The sequence below is a fragment of the Streptomyces sp. 2-1 genome (genome assembly GCF_048564895.1).
GTDB lineage: Bacteria > Actinomycetota > Actinomycetes > Streptomycetales > Streptomycetaceae > Streptomyces > Streptomyces phaeochromogenes.
Genome location: NZ_CP183383.1, coordinates 130,632 through 154,061 on the forward strand (window position 1 = coordinate 130,632; position 23,430 = coordinate 154,061).

The 23,430-nt window shown below is 69.1% G+C and carries 28 protein-coding genes and 2 pseudogenes; 12 read left to right on the forward strand and 18 right to left on the reverse strand.

What is annotated here, in order from left to right; genetic code table 11:
• Nucleotides 1-12: 12 nt before the first annotated feature.
• On the reverse strand, nt 13-1,467 hold the full coding sequence (locus ACN20J_RS00600) for a hypothetical protein (protein WP_419664797.1): 1,455 nt from the start codon (nt 1,465-1,467) through the stop codon (nt 13-15).
• Nucleotides 1,464-2,918, reverse strand: a complete 1,455-nt coding sequence (locus ACN20J_RS00605; RefSeq protein ID WP_419664798.1) for a hypothetical protein — start codon at nt 2,916-2,918, stop codon at nt 1,464-1,466. Before ACN20J_RS00605 ends, ACN20J_RS00600 begins: the two co-directional genes overlap by 4 nt.
• Nucleotides 2,919-3,624: 706 nt before the next feature.
• Here ACN20J_RS00605 and ACN20J_RS00610 point away from each other — a divergent pair.
• From ACN20J_RS00610 to ACN20J_RS00620, 3 genes are read left to right on the forward strand one after another with little or no spacing between them, the layout of a single operon-like run.
• Nucleotides 3,625-4,560, forward strand: a complete 936-nt coding sequence (locus ACN20J_RS00610; protein ID WP_419664799.1) for a conjugal transfer protein — start codon at nt 3,625-3,627, stop codon at nt 4,558-4,560.
• Entirely contained in the window at nt 4,557-4,898 is a 342-nt protein-coding gene (locus ACN20J_RS00615) for a hypothetical protein (RefSeq protein WP_419664800.1), read from the forward strand. Before ACN20J_RS00610 ends, ACN20J_RS00615 begins: the two co-directional genes overlap by 4 nt.
• Nucleotides 4,895-5,452, forward strand: a complete 558-nt coding sequence (locus ACN20J_RS00620) for a hypothetical protein (protein WP_419664801.1) — start codon at nt 4,895-4,897, stop codon at nt 5,450-5,452. Before ACN20J_RS00615 ends, ACN20J_RS00620 begins: the two co-directional genes overlap by 4 nt.
• Before the next feature lie 188 nt (nt 5,453-5,640).
• On the opposite strand, the gene ACN20J_RS00625 is transcribed toward ACN20J_RS00620, so the two are convergent.
• From ACN20J_RS00625 to ACN20J_RS00645, 5 genes are all read right to left on the reverse strand, one after another.
• The gene (locus ACN20J_RS00625; protein WP_419664802.1) at nt 5,641-6,768 is read right to left on the reverse strand and encodes a methyltransferase domain-containing protein; all 1,128 of its coding nucleotides are present in this window, start codon (nt 6,766-6,768) and stop codon (nt 5,641-5,643) included.
• On the reverse strand, nt 6,765-7,673 hold the full coding sequence (locus ACN20J_RS00630) for a radical SAM protein (RefSeq protein WP_419664803.1): 909 nt from the start codon (nt 7,671-7,673) through the stop codon (nt 6,765-6,767). The genes ACN20J_RS00625 and ACN20J_RS00630 overlap by 4 nt, the downstream gene beginning before the upstream one ends.
• 157 nt (nt 7,674-7,830) lie before the next feature.
• Nucleotides 7,831-8,280, reverse strand: a complete 450-nt coding sequence (locus ACN20J_RS00635; protein ID WP_419664804.1) for a hypothetical protein — start codon at nt 8,278-8,280, stop codon at nt 7,831-7,833.
• Nucleotides 8,281-8,507: 227 nt separating this feature from the next.
• A complete protein-coding gene (locus tag ACN20J_RS00640) occupies nt 8,508-8,993 on the reverse strand; it encodes a DUF6415 family natural product biosynthesis protein (protein ID WP_419664805.1) in 486 nt (161 codons plus the stop codon).
• Entirely contained in the window at nt 8,990-9,193 is a 204-nt protein-coding gene (locus tag ACN20J_RS00645) for a hypothetical protein (protein WP_419664806.1), read from the reverse strand. Before ACN20J_RS00645 ends, ACN20J_RS00640 begins: the two co-directional genes overlap by 4 nt.
• Nucleotides 9,194-9,796: 603 nt before the next feature.
• On the opposite strand from ACN20J_RS00645, the gene ACN20J_RS00650 reads away from it, so the two are divergent.
• The 3 genes from ACN20J_RS00650 (at nt 9,797) to ACN20J_RS00660 (ending at nt 12,140) form a co-directional block, all read left to right on the forward strand.
• Complete coding sequence (locus ACN20J_RS00650) at nt 9,797-10,963, forward strand: XRE family transcriptional regulator (protein ID WP_419664807.1); 1,167 nt, start codon at nt 9,797-9,799, stop codon at nt 10,961-10,963.
• A gap of 14 nt (nt 10,964-10,977) precedes the next feature.
• The gene (locus ACN20J_RS00655; protein WP_419664808.1) at nt 10,978-11,601 is read left to right on the forward strand and encodes a 2'-5' RNA ligase family protein; all 624 of its coding nucleotides are present in this window, start codon (nt 10,978-10,980) and stop codon (nt 11,599-11,601) included.
• A gap of 77 nt (nt 11,602-11,678) precedes the next feature.
• The gene (locus ACN20J_RS00660; protein ID WP_419664809.1) at nt 11,679-12,140 is read left to right on the forward strand and encodes a hypothetical protein; all 462 of its coding nucleotides are present in this window, start codon (nt 11,679-11,681) and stop codon (nt 12,138-12,140) included.
• Here the strand turns inward: ACN20J_RS00660 and ACN20J_RS00665 are convergent.
• Nucleotides 12,113-12,532: a hypothetical protein gene (locus ACN20J_RS00665; protein ID WP_419664810.1), complete on the reverse strand. Its 420-nt coding sequence runs from the start codon at nt 12,530-12,532 to the stop codon at nt 12,113-12,115. The two genes, ACN20J_RS00660 and ACN20J_RS00665, sit on opposite strands and share 28 nt — an antisense overlap.
• Before the next feature lie 120 nt (nt 12,533-12,652).
• Between ACN20J_RS00665 and ACN20J_RS00670 the strand changes: the two genes are divergently transcribed.
• On the forward strand, nt 12,653-12,847 hold the full coding sequence (locus ACN20J_RS00670; RefSeq protein WP_419664811.1) for a hypothetical protein: 195 nt from the start codon (nt 12,653-12,655) through the stop codon (nt 12,845-12,847).
• A 76-nt stretch (nt 12,848-12,923) separates the two neighbouring features.
• Here the strand turns inward: ACN20J_RS00670 and ACN20J_RS00675 are convergent.
• The 4 genes and pseudogenes from ACN20J_RS00675 to ACN20J_RS00690 form a co-directional block, all read right to left on the reverse strand.
• Nucleotides 12,924-14,021: pseudogene (locus tag ACN20J_RS00675) on the reverse strand (barstar family protein).
• Between the two features lie 46 nt (nt 14,022-14,067).
• Complete coding sequence (locus ACN20J_RS00680; RefSeq protein ID WP_419664812.1) at nt 14,068-14,325, reverse strand: DUF6221 family protein; 258 nt, start codon at nt 14,323-14,325, stop codon at nt 14,068-14,070.
• 4 nt (nt 14,326-14,329) lie between these two features.
• Nucleotides 14,330-15,248 (reverse strand): IS5 family transposase gene (locus ACN20J_RS00685; RefSeq protein WP_419664813.1). Its coding sequence is split into 2 segments (ribosomal slippage): nt 14,330-14,908 and nt 14,910-15,248, totalling 918 coding nucleotides; the frame shifts between segments, so codons are not numbered across the junction.
• Between the two features lie 85 nt (nt 15,249-15,333).
• Nucleotides 15,334-16,332 (reverse strand): helix-turn-helix transcriptional regulator, encoded by a 999-nt coding sequence (locus ACN20J_RS00690; protein WP_419664814.1) that lies wholly within the window; start codon nt 16,330-16,332, stop codon nt 15,334-15,336.
• Nucleotides 16,333-16,509: 177 nt separating this feature from the next.
• On the opposite strand from ACN20J_RS00690, the gene ACN20J_RS00695 reads away from it, so the two are divergent.
• From ACN20J_RS00695 to ACN20J_RS00715, 5 genes and pseudogenes are all read left to right on the forward strand, one after another.
• A complete protein-coding gene (locus ACN20J_RS00695) occupies nt 16,510-16,884 on the forward strand; it encodes a nuclear transport factor 2 family protein (RefSeq protein WP_419664815.1) in 375 nt (124 codons plus the stop codon).
• A gap of 86 nt (nt 16,885-16,970) precedes the next feature.
• Complete coding sequence (locus tag ACN20J_RS00700; RefSeq protein WP_419664816.1) at nt 16,971-17,735, forward strand: DNA/RNA nuclease SfsA; 765 nt, start codon at nt 16,971-16,973, stop codon at nt 17,733-17,735.
• Between the two features lie 76 nt (nt 17,736-17,811).
• Nucleotides 17,812-18,762: an NAD(P)-dependent alcohol dehydrogenase gene (locus tag ACN20J_RS00705; RefSeq protein WP_419664817.1), complete on the forward strand. Its 951-nt coding sequence runs from the start codon at nt 17,812-17,814 to the stop codon at nt 18,760-18,762.
• 89 nt (nt 18,763-18,851) lie between these two features.
• A pseudogene (locus tag ACN20J_RS00710) lies at nt 18,852-19,835 on the forward strand (IS481 family transposase); the annotation flags it as partial.
• 209 nt (nt 19,836-20,044) lie between these two features.
• The gene (locus ACN20J_RS00715) at nt 20,045-20,935 is read left to right on the forward strand and encodes a MerR family transcriptional regulator (protein WP_419664818.1); all 891 of its coding nucleotides are present in this window, start codon (nt 20,045-20,047) and stop codon (nt 20,933-20,935) included.
• On the opposite strand, the gene ACN20J_RS00720 is transcribed toward ACN20J_RS00715, so the two are convergent.
• The 6 genes from ACN20J_RS00720 to ACN20J_RS00745 form a co-directional block, all read right to left on the reverse strand.
• Nucleotides 20,842-21,681, reverse strand: coding sequence for a tetratricopeptide repeat protein (locus ACN20J_RS00720; protein WP_419664819.1), 840 nt, complete (start codon nt 21,679-21,681; stop codon nt 20,842-20,844). The two genes, ACN20J_RS00715 and ACN20J_RS00720, sit on opposite strands and share 94 nt — an antisense overlap.
• 29 nt (nt 21,682-21,710) lie before the next feature.
• On the reverse strand, nt 21,711-22,007 hold the full coding sequence (locus tag ACN20J_RS00725) for a DUF4331 family protein (protein WP_189845789.1): 297 nt from the start codon (nt 22,005-22,007) through the stop codon (nt 21,711-21,713).
• 486 nt (nt 22,008-22,493) lie between these two features.
• Complete coding sequence (locus ACN20J_RS00730; RefSeq protein WP_419664820.1) at nt 22,494-22,616, reverse strand: hypothetical protein; 123 nt, start codon at nt 22,614-22,616, stop codon at nt 22,494-22,496.
• A 58-nt stretch (nt 22,617-22,674) separates the two neighbouring features.
• Nucleotides 22,675-22,797, reverse strand: a complete 123-nt coding sequence (locus ACN20J_RS00735; RefSeq protein ID WP_419664821.1) for a hypothetical protein — start codon at nt 22,795-22,797, stop codon at nt 22,675-22,677.
• 55 nt (nt 22,798-22,852) lie between these two features.
• The gene (locus ACN20J_RS00740; RefSeq protein WP_419664822.1) at nt 22,853-22,975 is read right to left on the reverse strand and encodes a hypothetical protein; all 123 of its coding nucleotides are present in this window, start codon (nt 22,973-22,975) and stop codon (nt 22,853-22,855) included.
• A gap of 59 nt (nt 22,976-23,034) precedes the next feature.
• Complete coding sequence (locus tag ACN20J_RS00745; RefSeq protein ID WP_419664823.1) at nt 23,035-23,157, reverse strand: hypothetical protein; 123 nt, start codon at nt 23,155-23,157, stop codon at nt 23,035-23,037.
• Nucleotides 23,158-23,430 lie beyond the last annotated feature (273 nt).

A 23,430-nucleotide genomic window follows, 5' to 3' on the forward strand; every position in this document is an offset into this window, starting at 1 on the left:
GAATCGGTGGTTTTACGCCTGCTGGAAGAGTGGGGGCACCAGGCCGTCGCCCGGCCAGAGATGCTGCTCGGCTACGAGGCCGGTGAGGAACATGTCGACCTCGGCCAGGACGGCGGCGCGTTCCTCGGGTCCGTAGGTGATGAACTGGTTGGCCGCGGCGTCGAAGGCACGCACGTGGTTGTGCGGGCCGCTGATGATGAGGGCGCGCGCGATCTCGGGGAGGCCGAGGCTGAGGGCGTCGCACTCCCCTGCGCGGACGAGTTGCACGAGGTCGGTGGTGACGGTCTCCCAGTCGCCGACCGTCGGCCAGTCGGCGCCGTCGCCCAGTTCGTGGGTGAGAGTGGCCAGCGGGATGATCTCGCCCGGCTTGCGTCCCTGGGTGAGGCGGTTGTGGATCTGAGCCCCGTCGGGCTGCCGCACCTGGGGGTGGAGCAGGGACGCGGCGGTTACCACGACGGTGTTGATCTCTTGGGAGCCGTCACCGAGGTAGTACGGCTCGTGTGCGAAGAGCAGATAGACGTCCGTGGTGTGGACGTCGTCGTCGGGCTGGTCGTGGGTCATGGGGCGGTATCCCTTCAGCGGTGAAGTGCCGGGCTCGCGTCGGCGTGCTGGCCGTGCCGCCGGTTCGAAGCCGGGCGGGTACGGGCCCAACGGGCCCTCGTGGCCGCGGGGCTGGTTCTCCGTGCCGGAGCGGGCTTCGGTATGGGTGCGCTCCAGGGTCTGGGCGACTTGGTCGGCGAGTTGGACCATCAGCCGCTCACGGTCGATCAGTTGAGCCGAGGCCGAGCGGGTGTCCTGGCTCTGGAGGAGGCCGGCCACGTCCCACAGCAGGTTCTGGCCGACCTCGGCGGAGCGGCGCAGTTCGTAGCGGTCGCTGTCGGCGGCTGCCTGGACCAGGTAGGTGTGCAGGGAGGCGAGGCGTTGCAGGTATCGGCAGGCAGCGTCTCCTTCGATGCTGCGGACGTGTTCGCTGGCCCGGGCGTCCAGGAGGACGGGCAGGTGCTCGGCGAGCAGCGGGGCAAGCAGTATCGCCGGCAGCGCGACGCCGACAGGGACGCCGTGGCCCATGGCGAACAGTCCGGCGAGCAAGCTGACGAACGCGACGGCCGCGGCGGAGAACCGCAAGCACACGGGGACGGTCTCCAGGGCGACGTACTGGGCGGGGCGCCTGGTCAGCCACCGCAGCGCCAGGCGCTGGGCGCGGGTCGCGGCCGGGGTCAGCACCCCGACTTGGTGGGGAACCTCGGGCAGCATGCCGTCACCGGGCACGGTCCAGGCCAGCCAGCCCCACGGGGTGCGTTCGTGCACGAGCACGGGCTCGCACACGAGCGAGCATCGGTGGTCGCGGACGTGACCGGTGCGCAGGGCACGGGCTCGTTCCTTCTCCCACCGGCCCGCATCGCGGGTGAAGGGGCGTTGGTGGTGCACGGCCGTGGTCGGCGGTGGGGTGCGGCGTGTGTCGGTCACGGGCTGCTTCCTTCCGGTTGGTCGACGAAGGCGGAGGCGCACGTCGTGCAGCGGCCGTCGCCGTCGGGGCGGGCGCGCCGGGGGGTGGGGCCTGGGCAGGTGCGGCACAGCGGCCAGCCCAGGCAGGCCGGGCACAGGTCCTCGCCGGGGGCGGTGCCGGGCACGCCGCAGCCGGCGCATTCGACGAGGGCGCGGTAGGTCAGGGCCTCGCGCACCGTGCGGGCGGCGGACGTCGTCGATGACCGCTCGATGGGCACGAGCGCGAGCGGCTGGTCCCACGGGGGCGCATCGTGGTGGTCCACTGCGGTGGCGGGGGGCGGGTAGGCCTGGGCGGCGCGGAGCCGGGCGGCGATGATCGCTCCGACCGAGGTACGTACCGGGGTCGGCAGGGGGCGGTCGGTGATGACGTGGCGCAGCTGCGCAGCACTCCAGCCGGCGTCCATCATCACGGTCGCCACGCGCCCCTGATCGGTCAGCGGCTTCCCGGTCAGCAGCAGTTCAGGCCGGCTTGCTCCGATCTCGAGCAGCAGCCGGATCCCCGGATGCATCTCGTCTGCCGGGGGTGGAGGCGTCGAGGACGCTGCCGCGTCCGGGGGGTCTGTCTTTCCGTTCGTGGGCGCGGCTTCGGCGCGGTCGCACGGACGGAGGGATCTGGTGTGCTGCTTGTTGGTCTTCTTACTGATGGTGTTCTTAGTGGACCGATCAGCCGACGTAGGGTCATCCACTGGTGGAAAACCCGACTCTGGCCCGGACCTGGTGTTTTGCAGGGCGGGCAGATCGGTGATGAGGTAGGCGGCCGCGCCGAGGGTGCCGTCTGGGTCTCGCTCGCGTTCGCGGACCAGGAAGCCGTGTTTCTCCAGTTCCTTCAGCCCGCTCTTGACGGCTGACTCGCCGTCGCGGCCGCGGCGGGCGATGTCGGTGACGGTCATCCGCCAGCCCTCCCGGTGTGTGGAGAGCAGTCCGAACAGTCCCTTCGCCTTGAACGACAGCTGGGCGTCGCGGAACAACGCATTGGCGATCTGGGTGAATGAGTCGCCGGCCATCACGCCCCGGCGGATCCCCGCACCAAACCCGTCGGCCGAGTCGGTCTCGGGGGCCGTGACCACCACGTCGGCTTCGATCAGCGCGAGGTCCAGGGTGGCCGGGCGGTCGGTGATGCAGTAGACGATCTCGCCGAGGGTGCCGTCCGGGCGGCGCAGGCGTTCACGGATCAGGTAGCCGTGCGCCTCCAGCTCCTTCAGGGCGGTACGGACCGCTTCCCGTCCGCCCGGTCCCAGGCGGACGAGGTCGGCGATCGTCACCTGCCAGCCGTTTCTGTGCGTACTGACGTACCCGAAGAGTCCCTTCGCTTTGAAGGACAGCTGGGCGTCGCGGAACAGCGCGTTGGCGATCTGGGTGAACGAGTCGCCGGCCATCACGCCCCGGCGGATCCCTGCACCGAAACGGCTCACCGCCGTGCCCCCGACACCAGACACACGCGCTGGCCACGGCGGCACACCGGACTCGCCGAAGTGGGGCGGCCGGTGGTCCTGGGCGTGAAGGCGTGCGTGTGTTCCATGCCGTCAGCTCACTCGCCGACCCCGACCAAGCTGACGGCCACCAGCCCCGACCATCGGTCACGATCCGGCAACATGCCCGTCGAGCTGCCGTGGTCGGGCTCATGGTCGGGCCGACCACGCGGCGTTAGCCCGGCGGGCACGCCGTACACAGCCCCGATTGCGCAGCCCCGGGCGGGCGGTGCGCAACCGGGGCTGCGCAACCAGTCGAGGATCGTGCGCAGTCGGGTGGTGTGGAACGGCTGCGCAGTCCGCCCGGGAGTTCCTGATGTTCGTGTGCGCAGGTTCGGGTGGCGCACTGCGCAGGCTCCGCCGCCGTCCCGGGCGGACGCCGTCTGCGCATCGGTGTACGGGTCCGATGGCCGCGCGGCATGAAGGCCTCACAGCGGTCGCCGGCAGTACGGCTTGCGCCAAAGCAGGGTGACCGGTCGCCATCGCGCGCAGAATCGTGGTCGGGGTCGTGGTCGGGCCGACCATGACCCCGACCATGGACTTCGTGTCCCCATCGTGACCGTGGTCGGGGTCTCGTGGTCGGTGGTCGGGTCGGGGGCGACGGGTTTTCTCAAGGTCAGAAAATCCTTTCTGACCTGGGAGTTTGACCATGTCTCCTGGCAAGCAGGCTTCGACGAGCGAGGCCGCTGCTCCGATGGCGGCAGGCGCCCGGCTGGAGGCGATGCGGCGCCGCGTCCGTCTTTCACGTCTGGCCGTCTGGACCGTCATCGCGGCAGGCCCGATTGCCCTGGGCGTCGCCATCACCTCCACCTCGACCACGGTCGAGGCGGCCACCGAGGCCAAGCCCACCGCCGTGCGCACCACTGCGGTGGCCGCCGACCCGTCCGGCTATGCGCAGTTGTTCGTCAGCACGTGGTTGCGCAGCAGCGCGGATGACGCGACGAGTGCGCAGGCGCGGCTTGCGCAGTCGATGGCGCCAGGCGTCGAACTGCCCGACCCGGCCGCGGATGCGCAGTCCAAGCCTCGGTTGGTGACGGCGGTGCGCAGTGCGCAGCGCTCCGACGGTGCGTGGTCGGTCACGGTGGCTGCGCAGTACGCCGACGGATCGGTGCGCTACTACGCCGTGCCGGTGGCCGCCGATCGCGCAGGCGCCTCGTTCGCCGTGACCGGTGCACCGGGCGTGGTGGCCGGCCCGGCCCGGGCCGAGGTGCCGACGTCGCCGTACGGCGTGAGTGTCCCGGAGGGCGATCTGTCGTCCGCGCTCGGGGAGTTCCTCGCCGCCTACCTGGCCGGCGCCGGAGAGGTGGACCGCTACCTCGCCCCCGGCGTGCACCTCACCGCCGTCTCCCCCGCCCCGTACACGGCGGTCACCGTCCAGCAGGTGTCCGCCGTCGAGGAGGCCGCGGCCGCCGAGCAGGTGCCGGCCGACGGCACGAAGGTCCGCGTCCTCGCACACGTGGAGGCCCGGGACTCCGACGGGCGGTGGCCGCTGGCGTACGAGCTCGCCCTGACGACCCGCTCGGGCCGCTGGGAAGTCTCCGCGCTTCAGTCCGGCACCACCGCCCAGGCGGGAGGCGCCCGGTGAACACCGTCAACAGCTGGATGCTCGCCGGGCAGCTGGACGACCTCGGCGACAGCTGGATCGACATGTTCATGGGCTGGGCGACCAAGGGCCTGCAGACCGGGCTGCTCGTCCTCGTCGTCGCGATCATGATCCAAAAGTTCTCACTCAAAGCCGGAATCGGCGCACTGATCCTGATGGTGATCGCACTCGGCCTCTACAACTCCCGCAACCAACTGGCCAACATGTTCGAAGACGAAGTCAACAACCCCTCCAAGAGCGCACCCGCCGTCCCCGGCATCATGCGCCATGTTGATCCGGTTATGCGGGAGCACTCCGCGGGTGCGGAGGGCTGGCTGTGAACGCCGCCGCCGGGCGGGTGGGACGGTTCTACACCTCCGCCCGCCGCCACCCTTGGGTACTGGGCAAAGTCGCCGACTGGAAGATCCCCCTCGGCCCGTACACGCCCGCACAGATCACGGTCGCCGTAGGCGGCGGCTTCCTGCTCGTCAAGACCATCAGCTGGTGGTCATGGATGGGCCCGGTGCCGATCGCGGCCTGGCTGCTGGCCATCTGGGCGGTCCGCCGTCCGAAGATCCGGGGCCGCGCCCCGATGCAGGCCGCTTTGGGCCTGGTGCTGTTGGGATGGCAGCCCCAGGGCGGGCGGATCGGCGGGCGGGCCGCCCGCGACCGTGCACCCCACCCGCTGCTCGGCAGCTTCACCATCGAGAACCCCACCCCAACCACGCCCACCGCTCCGGCCGCCCGGGCGAAGGCGCCCGCCACGCGGCCGCACCGGGAACCAGCACAGTCACAGTCGGGCCCCCGCCCGACTGCACACAGGCCGGAGCCAGCACGACCGGTATCGGGCGTACAGCAACTCCTCGCACTCACCCAACGGGGGGGTGTCCAGTGAGAGTGCCGATAGTGGGCAGCTCAGAGGCGGTACGGAAACCCGATGTCAGACCCTTCGCGAGACGGCAGTCGCTCTCCGGCTCTCCCCGCGGGCACAACAAGGGCCTCACCACACAGGCAACCTTCTGAACCTCCAAGCGCCAGGGCCTGTAGCGCGGCTGCGCTGGACCCACGCAGTGTGTGACGTGCCTATAGCTCTGCCCTCCACGCACCGCGAGCGAGTCTCGTTCTGCCGTCCGGCGTGATCAGGACGTGAGCTCCGCGCACAGGCAGCTCGCCGTGCTGGAGCCAGTAGGCGCGGATCTCGTCGAAGGTGTCCCACAGTCGGCGGCTTCCCGACTGGTGAACCGTAGGCGGGTTGGTGCCCACGGCGGTGGCGCGGGCCCATGATCCGTCCGGGTGCGCGAGCCACGCCGTGCGCAGCCCGTCATCCTCTGCATAGCCGTACAGAACCCCGGGCACTGTGATGTCGAGCATCGAGGCCAGGTCCCACGCCTGCTCGACGTCGACGACCGGATACGGGCCGGTGGAGACGTCCTCGCCGTCCTGCTCGTGCGCCGCGGCAAGGATCTCCCGCGGACCCGACGGATAGTCGGCGCCGTGCCGGGTGCGCATGAATCCAGCGCGGTCCCACTCGACGCGGCCGACGGCACTGCCGTCCTCCTGCTTCTCGGCAGTAACGATGAGCGACGTGCCGCCGATCGTCGTCACCAGTCGGCCGCCGGGCCGGAGCGCGGCGAGCCAGCCGACGGGCACCGGCCGGACCCCGACGGTGGCCACGATGCGGTCGTAGGCACCGGGCAGTTCGCCGGTGGCGTCCCGCGTGACGAGGTTGGGGCGCAGTTTGATGTACTCCAAGCGCTCGCGGGCGACGTCGACGAGGTACGGGTCGACATCAATGCTGGTGACCTGGCGGTCGCCGAGGCGGCGGCAGACGAGGGCTGTCCCGTAGCCGGAGCCGGTACCGACGTCGAGCAGCTCGTCGAGGGCACCGAGGCGAGCGTGCTGGAACATGCGCACGAGCAGACTCGGCAGCGTGCTCGACGATGTCGGCAGGCCGACGGGATGGTCATTCTGCGCGGCGTGGTCGGCGTGAAGAGGGCCAACACTGGTGATGAGTGAGCGGTCGCTGTACGCGGTGTCGAGCCATCGGTGATGGTCGTCCTCTCCCGCGTTGATGCTCCAGCCCGCAGTGCCGCGGTGCCACCACCGCGGCACGAACTCGTGCCGCGGGATGCTGGCCACCGGGCCGGCCCATGATGAGCCCGAGTGCGTGACCGTGTCGGCGAGGTGTGCGGCGTGGGCGGTCCAGTTCACTCGGAGACTCCCAGGGCGGGCGGCGGAGCGAGGTGGTATGCAGGGTCGCATGCCGGGGTCTTGGAGGGGTCACAGTCGGAGGAGTCGTCCGGCGCGCAGCCCTGCCCGACCCGTACCGGGACGGCGGTACGTGCTTCCCTCCAGCGGCGCCCGGCCAGGATTGCATCCAAGGGCTCGGACTTGACGTTTCCGGTCGGCAGGAAGCGGGACAGGATGCAGCCGTACACCTCGCCGTCCGGCGAGATGGCCACGCGCTGGTGGAAGCAGTGCCCGCACAGCTCACTGACGCTCGGGATACTCACCGCCTGGTCCGCGGCGCGTCCCACCTTGCGCGCGCGGTCGACCTGGATCTGCTGAACGCCCAACTGCCGCAGCTCGGCCTCGGCCTCCTCGGCCCGCTGCCCTTCGAGGACGCGCACGATCCCGGCACGCAGCGGGATACCCCTGCGCACGGCTTCAACGATGTTGGCGCGGGTGCGGCCGTGGCTGCCGGATACGCCGGTGATCTCATCGTGCTGCGCGGGATCGTCGCTGTAGTAGCTGGTGGCCAGGCGTACGCCATCCTGCTCCAAGGTCTCCCACAACGCGCCCCGGATGTGCGCGAGGTTCGAGTACACCTCAACGGCCAGGCTGTGCCGGCGGGAGTACTCGATCAACTCGATGAGCCTCGGGTACAGCGTGGGCTCACCGCCGATGAACTGGATGGCCGGAATCCCAAGGCCGGCGATGGAGCGGGTGGCCTTCAGCCAGTCGTCGTGCGTCATGGTGCCGGTGTTGGCCTTCGGACCGGAGAGCGTGCAGCAGTGCGAGCACTGGAGCTGGCAGCGGGCGGTGAGCTCGCATTCGACGGAGAGGATGCCAGCTGCGGGCGACGGGCGCGTTTCGGCAAGAGTGGGAATGCTCATAGCTGTCCCTTCGATGGGTGGTGATCGTTGTGCCGCCCGAGAGTTCGGCCTGCTTGGGGCGGGTCCGGCGCGGCGGGTTTACAGACCCGCCCCGCTGGAGTCCTTCCGGGACCACCAGCGGGGCAGGCGTTGAGAGGGGGCGTACGCCCTAGTGCCGCTATTTGTCCTTCGGGAAGGGGCAGTAGTCGCAGCACTCGGCAGCTCCCGAGGGCTGGAGCCACAGCGTGCGGTCCGGCTCGTACCCGGCGGTGGTCATCACCTCGGGTGCCCGCTCCAGTGCCTCCGCTGGCGCCGCCGCGTGGGCGGGCGGGTCCGGCATGTGGTGCACGAACCGGCCGAGGCGGGAACACAGGCGCTCGTACGTGTGCGTGTGCAGGATGAGGGCGTGCCACCCCTTGTCGACAGCGCGGGACGGCCGCAAGCGCTCGCCTGGGAACGCGGCGCAGGCGGCCACGAACTTCAGCGCCTCCTCGACGATGCGCTCGGCGGTGCTCCGTTCCAGGTCGTCGTGATCGCGGAGCACAGTGGCGACAACGGCCGCGAGCTCCTCCTCGCTGATGAGGGAAAGCGCCGGCACCGCTTCGGTCCGTAACGTGCTGGTCTTCACGGATCCTCCGATCGTTTGGCTGAGATCCTCGGCCGACTGCACTGGACGTCCACCGAGGGTTGAGCAAGCCCGACCCGTCGCTGGAGTCCCTCCGGGACCACCGACGGGTCGGGCGTTTCCGCCTCGCTTCAGTCCTTCCGGAACCTGCGGTGAGGCGGCGGCTGTGTGCGGCCCTGACCCAGATGCGCCGCCATGGGGCCCCTCAAACCGGGGCACAGTGCCGTGCGTCAGTCCGGGAGCGGGGGCATACAGCGTGCGTGCGCGTCGCTCGTCGGGCCGCCGCTGGACGTGCGGAACATGTCGTACGGCGCCGACTCCTGATCGGCCGTGATGGGCTTGTCGCATACAGCGCACATCCGCAGGCCAGTGAGGGTGCCGTGGTGGTCGCACAGGGAGAGGACCGAGCGGGCCAGACGCCGGACGCGCCGTACCTCTCCGGCGAGGCCGACCGCCTCGATCTCCTCCAGGCGCCGCAGGGCCTCGCTCATACCGGCCAGCGCGACCTTCGCCTGGACGTCGTCCTCAGACCGCCCGGCGATCGCCGCGTCGACTTCCCGCAGGAGCCACGTCAGGTTGTCGCGGTACCGGTGCTCGGACACCTTCAGGTCCTCGTACCGGATCAGCGGAGCGCCCTCGTCGAGCAGCACGGCGGCGTCCTGCCGCATCGCCGCGACATCGAGCTGGGCGTCCACTTCGCGCTGTGTCGCGCTCACAACGAGAGCCTCTGTCCCCGGTGGCGCGGGCAGTCGCACGGCGGGAAGACGCCCATCGTCGGCAGCGGCTCCTGGCCGGGCATGACGCTGAGCGTGCCGCGATCCTCGGTGATCTGGCCCGCGCGGCTCACGGCGTAGACCCTGATCGTCATCTTGGCCCCGGGGTTACGTTCCCCACTCGGGACTGTAGCTTTCGCCATGTCGGCGCTCCTACTCAGCGTTGGCCACTCCCGAGGCCGTGTCAGGCGGTCGCCGGGTTCGCCAGGACCGTTGCCCGGTGTGGCCGTTGTTCGTGCCCCTACGCTTCCAAGAACGGCACGTTGCGTCACGGGCAGCGGTGACCAACTTTTCTGGACGGCTTGCACGGCGTTCACCATGAGAAGCGCCCGTTCTTGGGCAGCGCGTTGGACCCCCGGCTGTGCGAATTCTTGGCAGCCGCAATCCTCTTGGGCGAGAGCGCGGCTACGGTGAGTCGACATCACCGTGCAGGGAGCCCTCCCATGACCCCTCGTCCCAAACCCGGTTCCAAGGCTGACCGGGACGCCCTCCGCTACGACATGACTGCCGTCGGATGCACGATCACGGACATCGCTCTCGAGATGCGCACCCGCTACGGGATACGCCCCCGGGAGGCATGGCGCCACGCCCGCGGGTGGACGCTTCAAGAAGCGGCGGACCGCATAACTCAGGTCAGCAGCCAGCACCGCGGTGAAGCCGTGGCCGCTGATGCTTCCCTCCTCGCCAAGTGGGAGAAGTGGCCCGGTCCTTCCGCGCGTCGGCCTACGCCCTCCGTCCTCCTCGCCATGGCGGACGCCTTCACATGCCGTGTGGAAGACCTGCTCGACCTGGACGATCGGCGGGCCCTGCCGGATGCGGACCTGCGTCTGCTGAGCGGCGCTGCGTCATCCCCCGAGCCGCCACCTGACACGCGGACCGCCGCCGCGGCGGTACCGGAGCCGAGCGGCAGCGAACTGGTCCGCCTCGCCGCAGACGAATCCGCAACCTGGGCGCAATGGGCTGAAGCATCCAACGTCGGTGACATCGCGCTGGACCAGCTCATGGCCGACACCCGCGCGCTGGCCTCCGATTTCCTCACCGCCGACCCGCTGCCTCTCTTCGTCCGCACTCGCCAACTGCGCGACCGTGTTTTCAGTCTCCTCGAAGGGCACCAACATCCCCGACAAGCTGCCGACCTGTACGTCGTGGCCGGCTACTTGTGCGGGCTGCTCACGTGGATGTCCTCCGACCTCGGCCAACTGCGGGACGCGGACACACAAGGCCGCACGGCATGGCTGTGCGCCGAACTCGCGGGACACAACGACCTGCGTGCCTGGGTGCTGTCCACCCGCTCCAAGGTCGCGTTCTGGGACGGGCGTCTGCGGGACGCCGTCAACTACGCCCGGCGCGGCGCCGCGTACCGCCCGACCGGAACTGTCGGGGTACTGCTGGCCTGCCAGGAGGCTGATGCCTGGTCCCAGCTTGGCGCCGAGACTGAAGCGTTGGGAGCCCTCGTTCGCGCCGAGGATGCCCGCGACACCATGAGCGGCGAGGACGATGTTGGCGGCATCTTTGCCTGCCAGCCCGCGCGCCAGGAGAACTACGTCGCGGCCGTCCAGTTGAGGATCGGCCGCCCGGCCGACGCCTTGCGTGCGGCGGACAACGCCCTCACCCTGCTCAAAACTCAGCCCGTACGGGCGTATGGCACCGAGGCGCAGATCCACATCAGCAAGGCAGCGGCGCACCTCGCCACCGGCGAGGCCGAGGGCGCATTCGAAGCACTCGCGCCGGTGCTCGCACTCCCACCAGATCACCGCATGGAACCAGTGACCCGGCGCCTGGGCGAACTTCCCGTCGACGTCAACCGTGCACCTGCGGCAGGTCAAGTCGGGCTGCGCGCAGCCATCGAAGAGTTTCGACTCCACTCCGCACCACGACACCTTGCACTCTCGCCAGGAGAAGGCCCCGCCTGATTTGATCTCGGGCTATGACCTCTCAACCCGACACCATGCGCAACCACTGGTGGTGGCGGCCCGGTTGGAGCGTGGGCCGCCGCTTCTACACCTGGCATCTGACCTTCGAGGGCCAGGACGACGTGCACCGCCTCGCCGCCGAGTACCGGTCCGCGCTGGCGCCTCTTGGAGACGCCCTGACCCCGATCCCCGATCAGTGGCTGCACCTGACCATGCAAGGCATCGGCTTCGTCGGGGAGGCCAAGGAAACAGACGTGCACGCGATCACCGACGCAGCCCGCGCACGCCTCGCCGCCATCCCAGCCTTCGACCTCCAGCTCGGGCCAGGGGTCCTCGACCCCGAAGCCGTGCTGCTGCACGTCGAACCGGACGGGCCCGTCCGCGCCGTCCGGGGTGCGATCAGGGAAGCAATCGCCGACGTCCTCGGCGAGACCCCGGAGAAAGCCGAAGGCTTCACCCCGCACGTCTCTGTCGCCTACAGCGCCGGGGACGGGCCAGCCGAGCCAATCGCCCACGTCCTCGCCGGCCTCCACGTGCCCCCCGCCGCGGCTCGCATCTCTACGGCGGAACTCATCGTGATCCACCGCGACCACCAGATGTACGAGTGGGAGACCTTCGCCAAGATCCCGCTCGGCTAGGACCTGTCCTGGCGATCATCCGGTAGGGCGCCTCGGTGATATTTTGACCGCAATCGTGGGAAGGGGCGGGCGAATCCGTGGTCAGTGACCTGCGGCGTGCGGTGGTCGTGACGCTCGGCGCACTCGGGCGACGCGATGACTGGCGTGACCGGGCGGATGCCGGTCACAGCCTGGCAGAGTTCGCCGAGATGCCGGAGGCCGTGGAGCCACTGCTGGGCCTTGTGCTTGACCGTGGTGACACCTTCGTCGCCCGGCGGACCGCGGAGGGCTTGCTTCGGCGAAAGGACAGGGTCGGACTGACGATAGTCGCGTCCGCACTGGCAGTCGCCAACGACAACCACGCCGATTACATCCACGTCGCGATCGTCGATGTCTCAGCATCTTCTCAGACGATCTGGACGAAGCGCTGCGGCTCTGCGAGGAGATGTCGGGCGACACCGACGATCGTGTTGCCCGGGGGGCCCGTCGGCTGCACGAAAGCCTGGCAAAGATCGATCCCGTTCTCCGCCCCTCATAGCCGGGGGCGATCGATGTCGTGAATGACCTCCAGGATTCGAACGAGCAGGTCGTTACTGGCCGTCGACTCCTCCGACGTGGGGACCGGAGCGGGAAAGTCCACGGCATACACCTGGCCCTTCCGTGACGCCTGCTGAAGCGGAACCATATGAGGGCGGCTCACACGCTTGTGCGAGATCAGGGCATTGAACAGTGCGCGCCGGGCATAGCCGCTCGCCATCATCGGGTCGCTATCGTCCCAGCCGATTTTCATCCTGGCGAGGATCACGTTCATCTCATTCTCCCCGTCGAATCCACCGCTGCCGTACGACAGATGGTGTGCGTATCCGTATAGCGACTCGGCGTATGCGGTGAAGAAGTCGTCCCAGGTCTTAAATCGTTTACCTCGCGCTCTCTTACGGGGAACTGGAGTCATGGGCGCGCTGCTCCTTGCTTGACAGTGACCCGACCAACTCCACCCATGACGCGCGCGTGCCGGAAAGCGTTACCGGCTTGCTCTGCCACCGCGCGTTCGCTCGCCCACACGCTGGGCGGAGTGTTCGAAGACGAACGGCTCAACGCCTTGCTGCGTGTCCTGGTCGGTCACAGCCAACGGGCACTGCGGTACGGCGACGGCGGTGCGCGACCGGTGGAGAGCGGAGCGGGGTGCCTAGAAGGCATGGCCCTTTCTGGTCGTCATGAGGTGATCCTGGTCGACAACCGACCTTGGGACAAGCCATTTCAGGTGTAGCGGAGCGCTCCAGTTGCCACGGTTCACCAACTGGAGCGCTTGCGCAGAAAGAGCGTCAGAGGGATCGGACAGCGGATCATGCCAAGGAGACGTCCATGCCGCCCTCGGCCAGGGTTTCAAGGACTGTGGTGAACAAGTTGTAGGGCCGGCCGTCCGGTGTCAGGGCGCAGGACAGGTGCTCGCGCGCGGTCGCGGCGTCTCGCCAGAGCAAGGTGGCGGGGGCGGTGTAGCCGAAGGTGCCGCGCAGGCAGTCGTCGAGGGCGGTGAGGCAGCCGCCGAAGTAGCCGCCGGGGCCGTTGACCACCTCGCCGAGCGCCAGGTAGAGGGCTGGTTCGTCGGTGACGTACCGGCCGTCGAGTTCGTAGGCGTGACCGGCCGGCCGGTCACGGTGGGATCGTCGGCAGCCCCGCTCGCATACAAGGTCATGCCAGGCCCCGCGGCGGCGGGTGTCGAGGCCGGCCCAGGTGTTCACGGCGGCCGGTGGTCAGGCGAGCCATCGCTCCCAGATCGACCGGGCGTATTCGGGGACCGGTGTGAAGCAGCCTCCGTCGAGCTCAAGGTCGATCAGGTCCACCCCGCAAGAGGATGGGCGCCAAGCGCTGACCGTGGTCCACAGCAGCCGATCGGTGAGCATCTCTCCTTGGCCGTCCCGTATCTCCAGCGCGGCATCCTCCAGGTCCAGGGCCCGTCGGATGCCCTTCGCCAGTGCGGCCCTGAGCCGATCACTCGGCGCGAGTCCTCGCAGGACCATTGGTGCGGGTACCTGCTCGGGCGACATGATGCGGGTGAAATCCCGGCAGGAGCCCAGCCAGCGATGCCCGTCGTGCACGGGGACGCGCCCCCTGTACCCCTCGGGCGGGCCTTCGTAGTCGTCCAGGCCGGTGAGCACCGGACTGTCCGTCCCGACGGGCTGCCCCGAACTCTCCGCGTCCTCCAGCAGCCAGGCATCGCATGCCTCATCCTCCGGCACCAGCCACACTCTGCTGCCGACCCAGCCGGACACGCCGGATCCCTCCGGAACCCAGCCGAACAACTCGTACGTCCCGCGCCGGCATTCTCCGAACAGCCCCTCCACCTCGGCACAGACGCCCCAGACATGGCCGTGCTCCGTCTCGGTCAGCGCGTACGACGCGCTCCCGCGCGCCTTCTCGTCCTCATGCACAGCGGAGATCATGCCCCGACCACGTTCGGACGCCTAGGGCCTGTCTCTTTGGAGACTTCTAGGAGTGCCATTCCTGCTGGTAGGCGGGGTGCTCGGCGTACGACTGGGCAAGGACACGAATCGCATAGGTGAGGCCCGCGTGACGCGCATCTGTGGGGTCCATGGCGTTGTAGTCCCGTGCCAGCATGTCGATCAGATCGAGCATGGGCAGGTGGCTGTCGAGCAGGGCTTCGCCGCCGAGCGTCTGGGCAACGTAGGCGTAGGCGTGGTTGTCCTCCTCGATGCGAGCTCGGAGGAACTTCAGGAGGTCGTCCATGCGCTCATCTTCGCGCGCCGCCCTTCGCCTCGGGGCGGCGTGCCCGTAATCGTCTCTGTGGCCAGCTCCTGGTCCAAATGAGGATGGAGGCGAGGTGGAGTGCGGCCTGGTAGGCAAGGGCGAGTTTGTCAGTCCGCATGGCCAGGTCCCGCCACTGTTTGAGACGGGCGATGCAACGTTCCACGGTCTTGCGCTCCTTGTATGCCTCGGCGTCGAAGCCCGGCGGGCGGTCTCCATGGCGGCCTCGCCGGAGGCGGTGACCGATCTGGTCGGCGGGCTGCGGGATGACGGCTCGGATGCCGCGGCGGCGGAGATGCGCGCGGATCGCGCGGGAGGAGTACGCCCGATCGGCGAGGACGAGTGCCGGTCGAGTCCTTGGTCTCCCAAGTCCCTTTCGTGGAACCCGGATTCTGGCCATGACCGCTCCGAAGGCCGGGGCGTCACCGGCCTGGCCGGCGGTGACAAGCAGAGCTAATGGTCGCGCCCGACTGCCACTGGCCAGGTGGACCTTCGTGCTCAGACCACCGCGGGAGCGTCCGAGTGCGCGATCGTGAGGTTCCGAACCTTCGGGAGCCCCCTTTTTTCCTGGCTCCAGCAGCATGCTGGTGAGCCCGGCAGACGGTTGAGTACACCGACACCGTCCAGCCCACGTCGTCACCGGCGTCCGCTGCGGCGAGAATCGCCGAGAGAATCCGTTCCCAGGTGCCATCAACGGCCCATCTGAGCAGGCGTTTATGCGCGGTCTGGAACGCCCCGAGCTCACAGGGAAGGTCCCGCCACGGGGAGCAGGTGCGGTACTTCCACGCGATGGCCTCAAGGGTTCGACGGTGGTCGGCCCACCGTCGACCGCGGACCGGATCGGCCAGCATGAACGGCTCGATCCGGTCCCACATCGCATCAGTGATCACTAACCGGACAGACACATCCGATCAACTGACCAACCCATCAAAGAGACACGCTCTAGATGTGCCATCTCATGAGGTTGGTGCCGCCGCCAGGTCTGCTTCGTCAGACGTCCTCGGAGCTGGCGTAGAGGGCGGCGGAGACGGCGGCCCTGCGGCCGAGGGATTGGCGGAGGTCTGCGGGGACGAGGACTTCGACGTCGGGACCGAACGCGAGCAGTGCTTCGGCGGCGACGAGGGCGCGGAATCGTAGGTGGACGACCGCCCAGCCCGGTTCATCGTCGCTCGTGAGTGAAGGGCCGCCCACGGGAGGAGGGGCGAGGTCGGCCTCGTGGATGCGGAGGAACTTGGCGAGGACCTCCTCGCGGACGCGGGCGGTGACGGCGTACGGGGCAGGGATGTCGTCGATGCGGCGGCGCAGCTCGTCCCACACTCCTGCCAGCTCTACTCCGTCGCGGCGCTGGACTGCCTCGTCGAGGACGGTGGCGGACAGCGCGCGGTCGGCGCGGTAGAGGCGGGGTTCGCCCTCGTGGTCGGCGACGAGATACCAGACGCCGGCTTTGCTGACGAGTCCGTAGGGATCGAGCGTGTAGGTGCGTATCCGCTGGTCGCGGCCGTGCCGGTAGCGCAGGCGCAGGCGCCGGTCGGTGAACACGGCCTGCTGGAAGGCGCCGAGGTCAGGCGCGGGCTGTTCGGGACCGGGGGTGGCGCGCCAGCGGACGGGGTCGATGAGGATGCGGCGGCTGACCAGGTCGGCGTCGGGGCGGTGCGGGGCGGGCAGGGCGGCCATGACCTTGCGCAGGGCAGAGCCGAAGGCCGGGCCCAGGCCGAGGTCGGCGTGGGCGGTGCCGGAGAGCAGCACGAACAGGGCGCGGGATTCGTCCGTGGTCAAGCCGGTGACGTCGGTGCGGTAGCCGGGCAGCAGGGCGATGCCGCCCTGGGGGCCGCGGACGGTGTAGACGGGGACACCGGCCGCGGACAGGGCCTCCACGTCCCGCATGACCGTGCGCACCGAGACCTCCAGGCGGTCCGCGAGGTCGGCGGCGGGCAGCTGTCCGTGGGTCTGCAGCAACAGCATGATCGAGAGCAGGCGGTCAGATCTCATGGTTCCAAAAGTCCCTCATGTATAAGACACAAGGTGTCATATACGGCGGGGAGGATGCAGACATCGGGACGCCGAACGAGGCGGCCCGAGGCTCCCGACAGGTGGCTTTCCGGCGCACACGGTGGACTGGAATCCGCAGGTCACAAGGGGGTCACGCACAGTGAAAGGAACATCGTGATGACTGCCACCACCGGCTCCGCCGTACAGATCGCCCGCGCGTACACCGAGGCGTGGATGAAGGCCGACATCGACACCGCCCTCGGCTACGTCGCCGAGACCGCTGTCTGCAAGGCCCCCAACGGTGTCTTCGAGGGCAAGGAAGGCTTCCAGACCTTCATCGGCCCGTTCGCCGGCTCGCTGACCGGCGCCACCCTCATCGACGTCCTCGGCGACGACACCCACGCCGCCGCCGTCTACACCCTGGCCGCGCCGTTCGCTTCCGACTTCCCCGGCATGGACTACATCACGGTCGAGAACGGCCTGATCACCGAGGTTCGCAGCCACTTCGACCTCTCCCCGCTCATCCAGGCCGGCGGCAACCCCCAGCACTGACGAGCCCACCCTTTCGCCACCCGCAGGCGGCCCGCGGTCCCCGGCCCGGGCCGCTGCCCTTCACCGCACGCAGAGACGGAACAGCAATGCCCCTGCTCGTCCAGGACGGGAAGATCCTTTTCCCCGCGCCGCTGGTCGAGGCGACCGTGGTGCGGCGCCCCAACCGGTTCATCGTCGAGGTCGAGGTGGCCGGCGACGTGGTGGCCTGCCACTGCCCGACCACCGGCCGGATCGGCAACCTGGTCCTGGACGGCCTGCCCTGTCTGCTCTCCCGCGCGGACAATCCCGCGCGCAAGACCCCCTACACCGTGGAGGCCGTCTCGGTTACCGTCCCCGGTGCCGGGGAGATGGCGTGGATCGGTATCAATCAGAACGCCGTCAACCGCTACGTCGAGCAGGCCCTGGCCCATCATCTCCTGCCCGACATCGCCACCCCGGCCGAGGTGAGCCGTGAGCAGACCCTGGGCGCCTCCCGTCTGGACTTCCTCCTCGACGACGCCACTTACGTCGAGGTCAAGACCCCGCTGGAGAACCTCCAGGTCCCCCTCGGTGACCACGTGAAGACCCGGCCGGTCAAGCCAATGGCCTCCACCGACCGCTTCGTCAAGCACATCGGCGAACTCGGCGCCAGCCTCGCCGCTCACCAGCGGGCCGTCCTGCTGGTCTGCTTTCAGTACGACAACCCCGGCTTCGAGGTCCTCAAGAGCACCCGTCACGAGACGGTCAAAGCCGAGGTGGCCAAGGCCGTCGAGTCTGGCGTGGAGATCTGGCAGATCAACTTCCACCTCGATCAGACCGGCGTCCGCGTCCAGCGCCACTTCGAACTCACTGACCGGTTCCTCGGCTGCTGAGGCACCGCCCAGCCCCGCCCCACACCCGCCCGTCCCACCCCTCCGGGCGGACCGTCCCCTCAAGGAAACACCTCTCATGCGCAGAATTCAGTACCCCCAATACGGCGGCCCGGACACCATGCGGCTGGAGGACTTCACCCTGCTCGCGCCGAAGGAGGACGAGGTCGCCGTCGAGGTCACTGCGACCGCGATCAACCCGATCGACTGGAAGATCCGCCGGGGCGAGCTGAAGATGATGACCGGCCGGACCTTCCCCCGCGCGATGGGCTCGGACTTCTCCGGCACTGTCACCGCGACCGGCCCCGGCGGCACCGCCTTCAAGCCCGGCGACCACGTCTTCGGGATCGCCCCGCTCAAGTCCAGCGGTGCCTTCGCCGAGGCCGTCGTCGTCCCTGCCGCCAACCTCGCCGCCAAACCGGACGGCCTGTCCTTCGAGCAGGCGGCCGCTTTCGCCACCCCCGGTTTCATGGCCTGGGCCGGACTCGTCGACCGCGCCCACCTGACGGCCGGGCAGCGCGTCTTCGTCAACGGAGCCACCGGTGGCGTCGGAGAAGCCGTCGTCCAGCTCGCCCGCTCCCTCGGCGCCACGGTCACCGGCACCACCGGGGTCGACGCCCTGGACCGCGCCCGCGCCCTGGGCATCGACCCGGCCTACGACTACCGCACCACCGACCTCGCTGACACCGCCGACCTCCACGGCACCGTCGATGTCCTCTTCGACACCAACGGCTCCCTCCCCGTCCGCACCGCGATGCGGCTGCTCAAGAAGACCGGCGTCTTCCTCGACATCAACGCCACCCCCGCCAAGTTCGCCCACTCCGCGATCAACCGCCGCCACAAGATCTTCTTCTGCAAGCCCGACGAGAAGACCCTCACCCAAACCGCCGCACTCGCCGCCGCCGGAAAGATCGTCATGCCCATCGGTGAAACCGTCCCCCTGGACGGCGCCATCACCCTGATCACCGAGCTGGAGAAGGGACGGAAGATCAACGGCAAGGGCCTGATCCTCACCACACCGCACCACTGACCCGCCACCGCACCGGGGGTCCGACCCGACCTCAGCCCCCGGTGCCCGGCCCCACCCGCACCGCCGTCTACAACCACCCAGGGGGGACCATGGCCGGGCACAGCAACGCCCCGCTGACCCCCGAAGGCCGACTCCGGCTGTGCCTGCGCATCGACGCCGGCAGGCCGATCGCCCACGTCGCCGCCGAAGCCAGCATCTCCCGCCGCTGCCTCGCCAAGTGGTACGCCCGCTGGCAAGCCCACGGCGAGAACGGCCTGCTCGACCATTCCTCCCGCCCCGCGGCCAGCCCGAGCCGTACACCCGACGACATGGCCGACCTGGTCGAGGCTCTACGCCGCCAGACCAAGTACGGACCCGCTCGTCTGGCCGCCGATCTGGCACACCTACACGGCATCTCCATCGCCCCGGCCACGGTCCACCGAATCCTGACCCGCCGCGGACTCAACCGTCTGCGCGACCTGGACCCGCCGACCGGTGAGAACCTTCGCCAGGTCATCCGCTACGAACACGACAAGCCCGGCGACCTGATCCACGTGGACATCAAGAAGCTCGGCCGCATCCCGGACGGCGGAGGGTGGCGGATGCACGGCCTCGGCACCGATGCGGCCCGCGCCTCCAAGCGCGCTGGCCCCGGCACCGGGAAGGTCGGCTACACCTACCTGCACTCCGCGCTCGACGACCATTCCCGCCTTGCCTACACCGAGGCTCTTGAGGACGAACGCGCCGTCACAGCAGCCGACTTCTGGCACCGGGCGGTGGCGTTCTTCGCCGAGCACGGCATCACCCCGATCCACCGAGCACTCACCGACAACGGTGCCTGCTACCGCTCACAGCTCTCGGCCGACGCGCTCAAAATCACCAGCACCCGCCACAAGCGGACCCGGCCCTACACCCCAAAGACGAACGGGAAGGTCGAGCGATACAACGGCACCCTCGTCCGCGAGTGGGCGAACATCCGCAACTACAGCTCCGAACAGGAGCGCCGAGCGGCGCTCGCCGACTTCCTCAACTACTACAACCACGAGCGACCGCACTCAGCCCTCGGCAGCCGACCACCGGTCAGTCGCACCCCCGGCAGCGACTACCGCGTCGTCGCCGGCCAACCCCCCGCACCCCTGCCAGCCCTCCCGCAGCAGCTCATACTCGAGGACACCATGGAACCAACGTCTTGAGACATCACATCTAGGGCCTGGTTCCGGTGGCACCTGGATGGGGTTGTTGCACATGCCGTAGCGGCATGTGGTGGGGTCGGGGCACCACAGCACGAAAGGCTCTGTCTGCGATGTACCCCTCCCTCACGCCTCCCCGGCAGGTCAAGATCGGTGATGCCGCTGCGTTCGCCGGGATCACCCCACGCGCCATCCGCCACTACCACGAGATCGGTCTGCTGCCGGAGCCCGAGCGCGGCGGGGACGGCCGCCGCCGCTACGGCTATGACGACATGACCCGCCTGCTGTGGATCCGCAAGATGGCTGATGCCGGTATCAGCCTGGACGACATGCGGGCCGCCTTCGGCGAAGCCCGGGACGAAGCTGGAGACGAAGCCCTGGACCAAGCCCCGGATATCGAGTCGGTCCTGAGCAGGCTGGAGGAAACCTTGGCGGCGCAGGAGGCCGCCATCAAACGTCGGCGCGCGGCTGTCCAGCGCCTGCAGGCGGTGGGCAGCCCGCTGGGGCTGCTCTCCGAACTGGTCACGGACCGGCTCAGCCACCTGCCCCCGGGCGCGTTGCGCCCCTCCGATCTGGACGCCCTGCTAGTCACAGAACGGATCTTCGGGCCGCTGGGCGCCGCCATCCAGGCCAGCACGTTCATCGTGCTGGCCACCCACCCCGACCTGCGGGCCGAGGAGGACCGTCTTGAGGCGGCCGAGGCCGCCCTCGACGACGGCGTCGAACCCGACGACCCACGCGTCGAAGAGCTCGCCGTACAGCGATGCGCTCACCAAATGGCCCTGAATCAGGCCACCGAGGCAACTGGTCTCGACGCGGCCGAGGAGAAGATCTTCGAGATCTACGACGCCGACCTGAAAGGGGAGGAGAGCACAGAGATGAGTGCCGCCGCAGCGATCACCAAGATGCCCTACGACTTCTCTCCCGCCCGGATGCGCTGCGTGGAACTCGCCGGACGGCTCTTCGGCGAGGCCCTTGCCGACGCCCACCCCGCGGACAGCTGATCGCCTGTGCCTGGCACTGACGTGGCCCGACAACCGGTCGCGTTCATCCGCAGGTGACCGATCGGGTCAGACGTCGAGCCCGGGCCGCAACCAAGAGTGACATCACAACTGGCCGTACGTGGGGATCCCGAACGGGTGTAGCTCTTCTGCAGGGACGGGCTGTTCGCGGTCTCCAGCCCGCGCCGCAGCGCGATCGCGGCCTCCGCCGACCGCCCGTGGGTCTCCAGGTCGTACGCGGCCCGGGTGTAGGCAGGCACGGTGGGCGCGAGGTCGAGCAGCCGCTGGGCGGCAGCTGTGGCGGCCGGGTACTCGCCGAGCTGGATGTGGGCGTCGGCGAGCACCGCGTACCCCGCCGGACGGCCGGGGGCCATCTCGGTGGCGCGGCGGCCGAACTGCCGGGCCGCGGTGAACTCATGGTGGGCGTTGGCGAGTGTGCCCGAGCCCGCCACCGCGTCGTAGTTGTCCTTCGGGCGCAGTGCCAGGGAGCGGCCGAACGCCTTCTCGGCCCGGTCCAGTTGTGCGGCATCCAGCGTGGTGCGGGCCTGTTCCGTTTCGGCCTGCCCCAGCTGCGACCAGGCGAGCGCGTCCCGAGGCCGGTCCCGGACGGCTGCCCTGGCCGCCTCGACCTGGTCGACCGAGCGCGGCGGTGGCAGGGCGTCGGGCCGGTCCGCGGGAGAGCCGGGTGCCAGGGAGAGCAGTCCCACGACGCACGCCAGCACGACGGCCGCACTTCCGACCGCGGCCAACGTACGGTTCCGCACCGGGATGCGCCGGATCACAGTGCGGCGTGCGGGAGGTTGACGCAGGGGAACACATCGGTGGCCGGCTTGGGCTGGGGGCTGAGGGCGGGCGTCTGCACCAGGTGGGCGGCGGAGGGGCCGGAGGGCTCGCCTTCCAGCATGCGCAGCAGCGGAGGATCGATGTCGTCGTTGATCCGGCGGCCGTTCGGATAGCCCTGCAGGTCTCCGTCCAGCACACCGAACGGGTTGGGCTTCCCGGTGAGCGGTGTGGTCAGGTTCAGGCGCAGCTCGTCGGCCCACTTCATCGCCTCCGGGTCCGCGTCCTTGTTCATGGCCTGGGGGAGCAAGTCCTCGCCGCCGCAATGAACTGGGCACTCATCACCATGATGACGCGTCGCCTGACCCGCAAAAGCCCCCGAACGAGTCAGTGGACACTCAAGACGCCAGCCGCCGGCTGACAGCCCGGCCCGGGCCCACGCTGATGGTTTCGGGGCACTTCGCGGAAGGCGCGCGGTGCCCCGCACCCTACGGTCAGGTGCGGTCGGCTTCGGACTGGTCCACGCTGAACGAGGGCAAGGAGCCCGCCAGCAAGCTGACGGACCCTCACACACAGTCGAGCTACTGGCGATGGCCTCATTTACGGGGGGATGGGTGTGCCGCCACAGCAGGCGACGGTCTGGGTCTGGTCGGCGCTGGCGAGAGGTGCCACCGCGAGCACCGCCGCCAGCGCAACGAACAATCCGAGTACGGCTTTACGCATCACATCTCCTGGTAGAGAGGGGAAACCTGATCCATCCCGTCCGCCGGCAATAGCCCCCTTACGGGAAGCCCGGCGTGCCGCCGCAGCAGGCGACGGTCTGGGTCTGGCCGGCACCGGCAAGCGGTGCCACCGCGAGCACCGCGGCCAGTGCCACGAAGAGGCCAAGTACGGCTTTGCGCATGTGCTTCTCCTTGTCGAGAGGGAAACTTGATCCAGCACTTCCGCTGGCAAGGGCCCCTTTACGGCATGCCGGGCCCGCCGCCGCAGCAGGCGACGGTCTCGCTCTGATCGGCACCGGCAAACGGTGCCACCGCGAGCACCGCCGCCAGCGCAACGAACAATCCGAGTACGGCTTTACGCATTACTTCTCCTCGTTGAGGGGGAATGTTGTCCAGCGCTTCAGTTGGCGAGGGCCCTTTACGGCTGGCCCGGCGTGCCGCCGCAGCAGGCGACGGTCTCGCTCTGATCGGCACTGGTGAGCGGTGCCACCGCGAGCACCGCGGCCACTGCCACCAACAAACCAAGTACGGCTTTACGCATTTACTGCTCCTCGTGGAGAGGGGAAACCTGATCCATCCCGTCCTCTGGCGATGGCCCCGTTACCCGTGGCCGGGCATGCCTCCGCAGCAGGCGACGGTCTGGGTCTGGTCGGCACCGGCGAAGGGTGCCACCGCGAGCACCGCGGCCACTGCCACGAAGAGGCCGAGTACGGCTTTACGCATTTACTGCTCCTCGTTGAGGGGGAATGTTGTCCAGCGCTTCGGCTGGCGAGGGCCCTTTGTTAGAAGCGCCCGTGTCACCAGCAGGCGACACCGGGGGTTGCCGGAGGAACCGGTCGCCGGCCCTGCTCCGAGCTGGTGGTCCGTCAGGTTGATCAGTGATGCCGTTGACTATCACATGGTCAGCACAGGGGTGTCATCGGACCAGGGGTACAGGATGCCTGGTGATCGATAACATGCTCCTTATCGCAGCAGGTTGAACAGTGAGAAGGAGGC

What these genes read in the sequence shown, in the direction of transcription:
- ACN20J_RS00610 (WP_419664799.1), top strand. Translation starts at nt 3,625, where the DNA reads ATGTCTCCTGGCAAGCAGGCTTCGACGAGCGAGGCCGCTGCTCCGATG.
- ACN20J_RS00735 (WP_419664821.1), bottom strand. Translation starts at nt 22,797, where the DNA reads ATGCGTAAAGCCGTACTCGGATTGTTCGTTGCGCTGGCGGCGGTGCTC.
- ACN20J_RS00665 (WP_419664810.1), bottom strand. Translation starts at nt 12,532, where the DNA reads ATGACTCCAGTTCCCCGTAAGAGAGCGCGAGGTAAACGATTTAAGACC.
- ACN20J_RS00700 (WP_419664816.1), top strand. Translation starts at nt 16,971, where the DNA reads ATGCCCCTGCTCGTCCAGGACGGGAAGATCCTTTTCCCCGCGCCGCTG.
- ACN20J_RS00695 (WP_419664815.1), top strand. Translation starts at nt 16,510, where the DNA reads ATGACTGCCACCACCGGCTCCGCCGTACAGATCGCCCGCGCGTACACC.
- ACN20J_RS00715 (WP_419664818.1), top strand. Translation starts at nt 20,045, where the DNA reads ATGTACCCCTCCCTCACGCCTCCCCGGCAGGTCAAGATCGGTGATGCC.
- ACN20J_RS00680 (WP_419664812.1), bottom strand. Translation starts at nt 14,325, where the DNA reads ATGGACGACCTCCTGAAGTTCCTCCGAGCTCGCATCGAGGAGGACAAC.
- ACN20J_RS00645 (WP_419664806.1), bottom strand. Translation starts at nt 9,193, where the DNA reads ATGGCGAAAGCTACAGTCCCGAGTGGGGAACGTAACCCCGGGGCCAAG.
- ACN20J_RS00655 (WP_419664808.1), top strand. Translation starts at nt 10,978, where the DNA reads ATGACCTCTCAACCCGACACCATGCGCAACCACTGGTGGTGGCGGCCC.
- ACN20J_RS00650 (WP_419664807.1), top strand. Translation starts at nt 9,797, where the DNA reads ATGGCGGACGCCTTCACATGCCGTGTGGAAGACCTGCTCGACCTGGAC.
- ACN20J_RS00740 (WP_419664822.1), bottom strand. Translation starts at nt 22,975, where the DNA reads ATGCGTAAAGCCGTACTTGGTTTGTTGGTGGCAGTGGCCGCGGTGCTC.
- ACN20J_RS00690 (WP_419664814.1), bottom strand. Translation starts at nt 16,332, where the DNA reads ATGAGATCTGACCGCCTGCTCTCGATCATGCTGTTGCTGCAGACCCAC.
- ACN20J_RS00745 (WP_419664823.1), bottom strand. Translation starts at nt 23,157, where the DNA reads ATGCGTAAAGCCGTACTCGGCCTCTTCGTGGCAGTGGCCGCGGTGCTC.
- ACN20J_RS00725 (WP_189845789.1), bottom strand. Translation starts at nt 22,007, where the DNA reads ATGAACAAGGACGCGGACCCGGAGGCGATGAAGTGGGCCGACGAGCTG.
- ACN20J_RS00630 (WP_419664803.1), bottom strand. Translation starts at nt 7,673, where the DNA reads ATGAGCATTCCCACTCTTGCCGAAACGCGCCCGTCGCCCGCAGCTGGC.
- ACN20J_RS00730 (WP_419664820.1), bottom strand. Translation starts at nt 22,616, where the DNA reads ATGCGCAAAGCCGTACTTGGCCTCTTCGTGGCACTGGCCGCGGTGCTC.
- ACN20J_RS00705 (WP_419664817.1), top strand. Translation starts at nt 17,812, where the DNA reads ATGCGCAGAATTCAGTACCCCCAATACGGCGGCCCGGACACCATGCGG.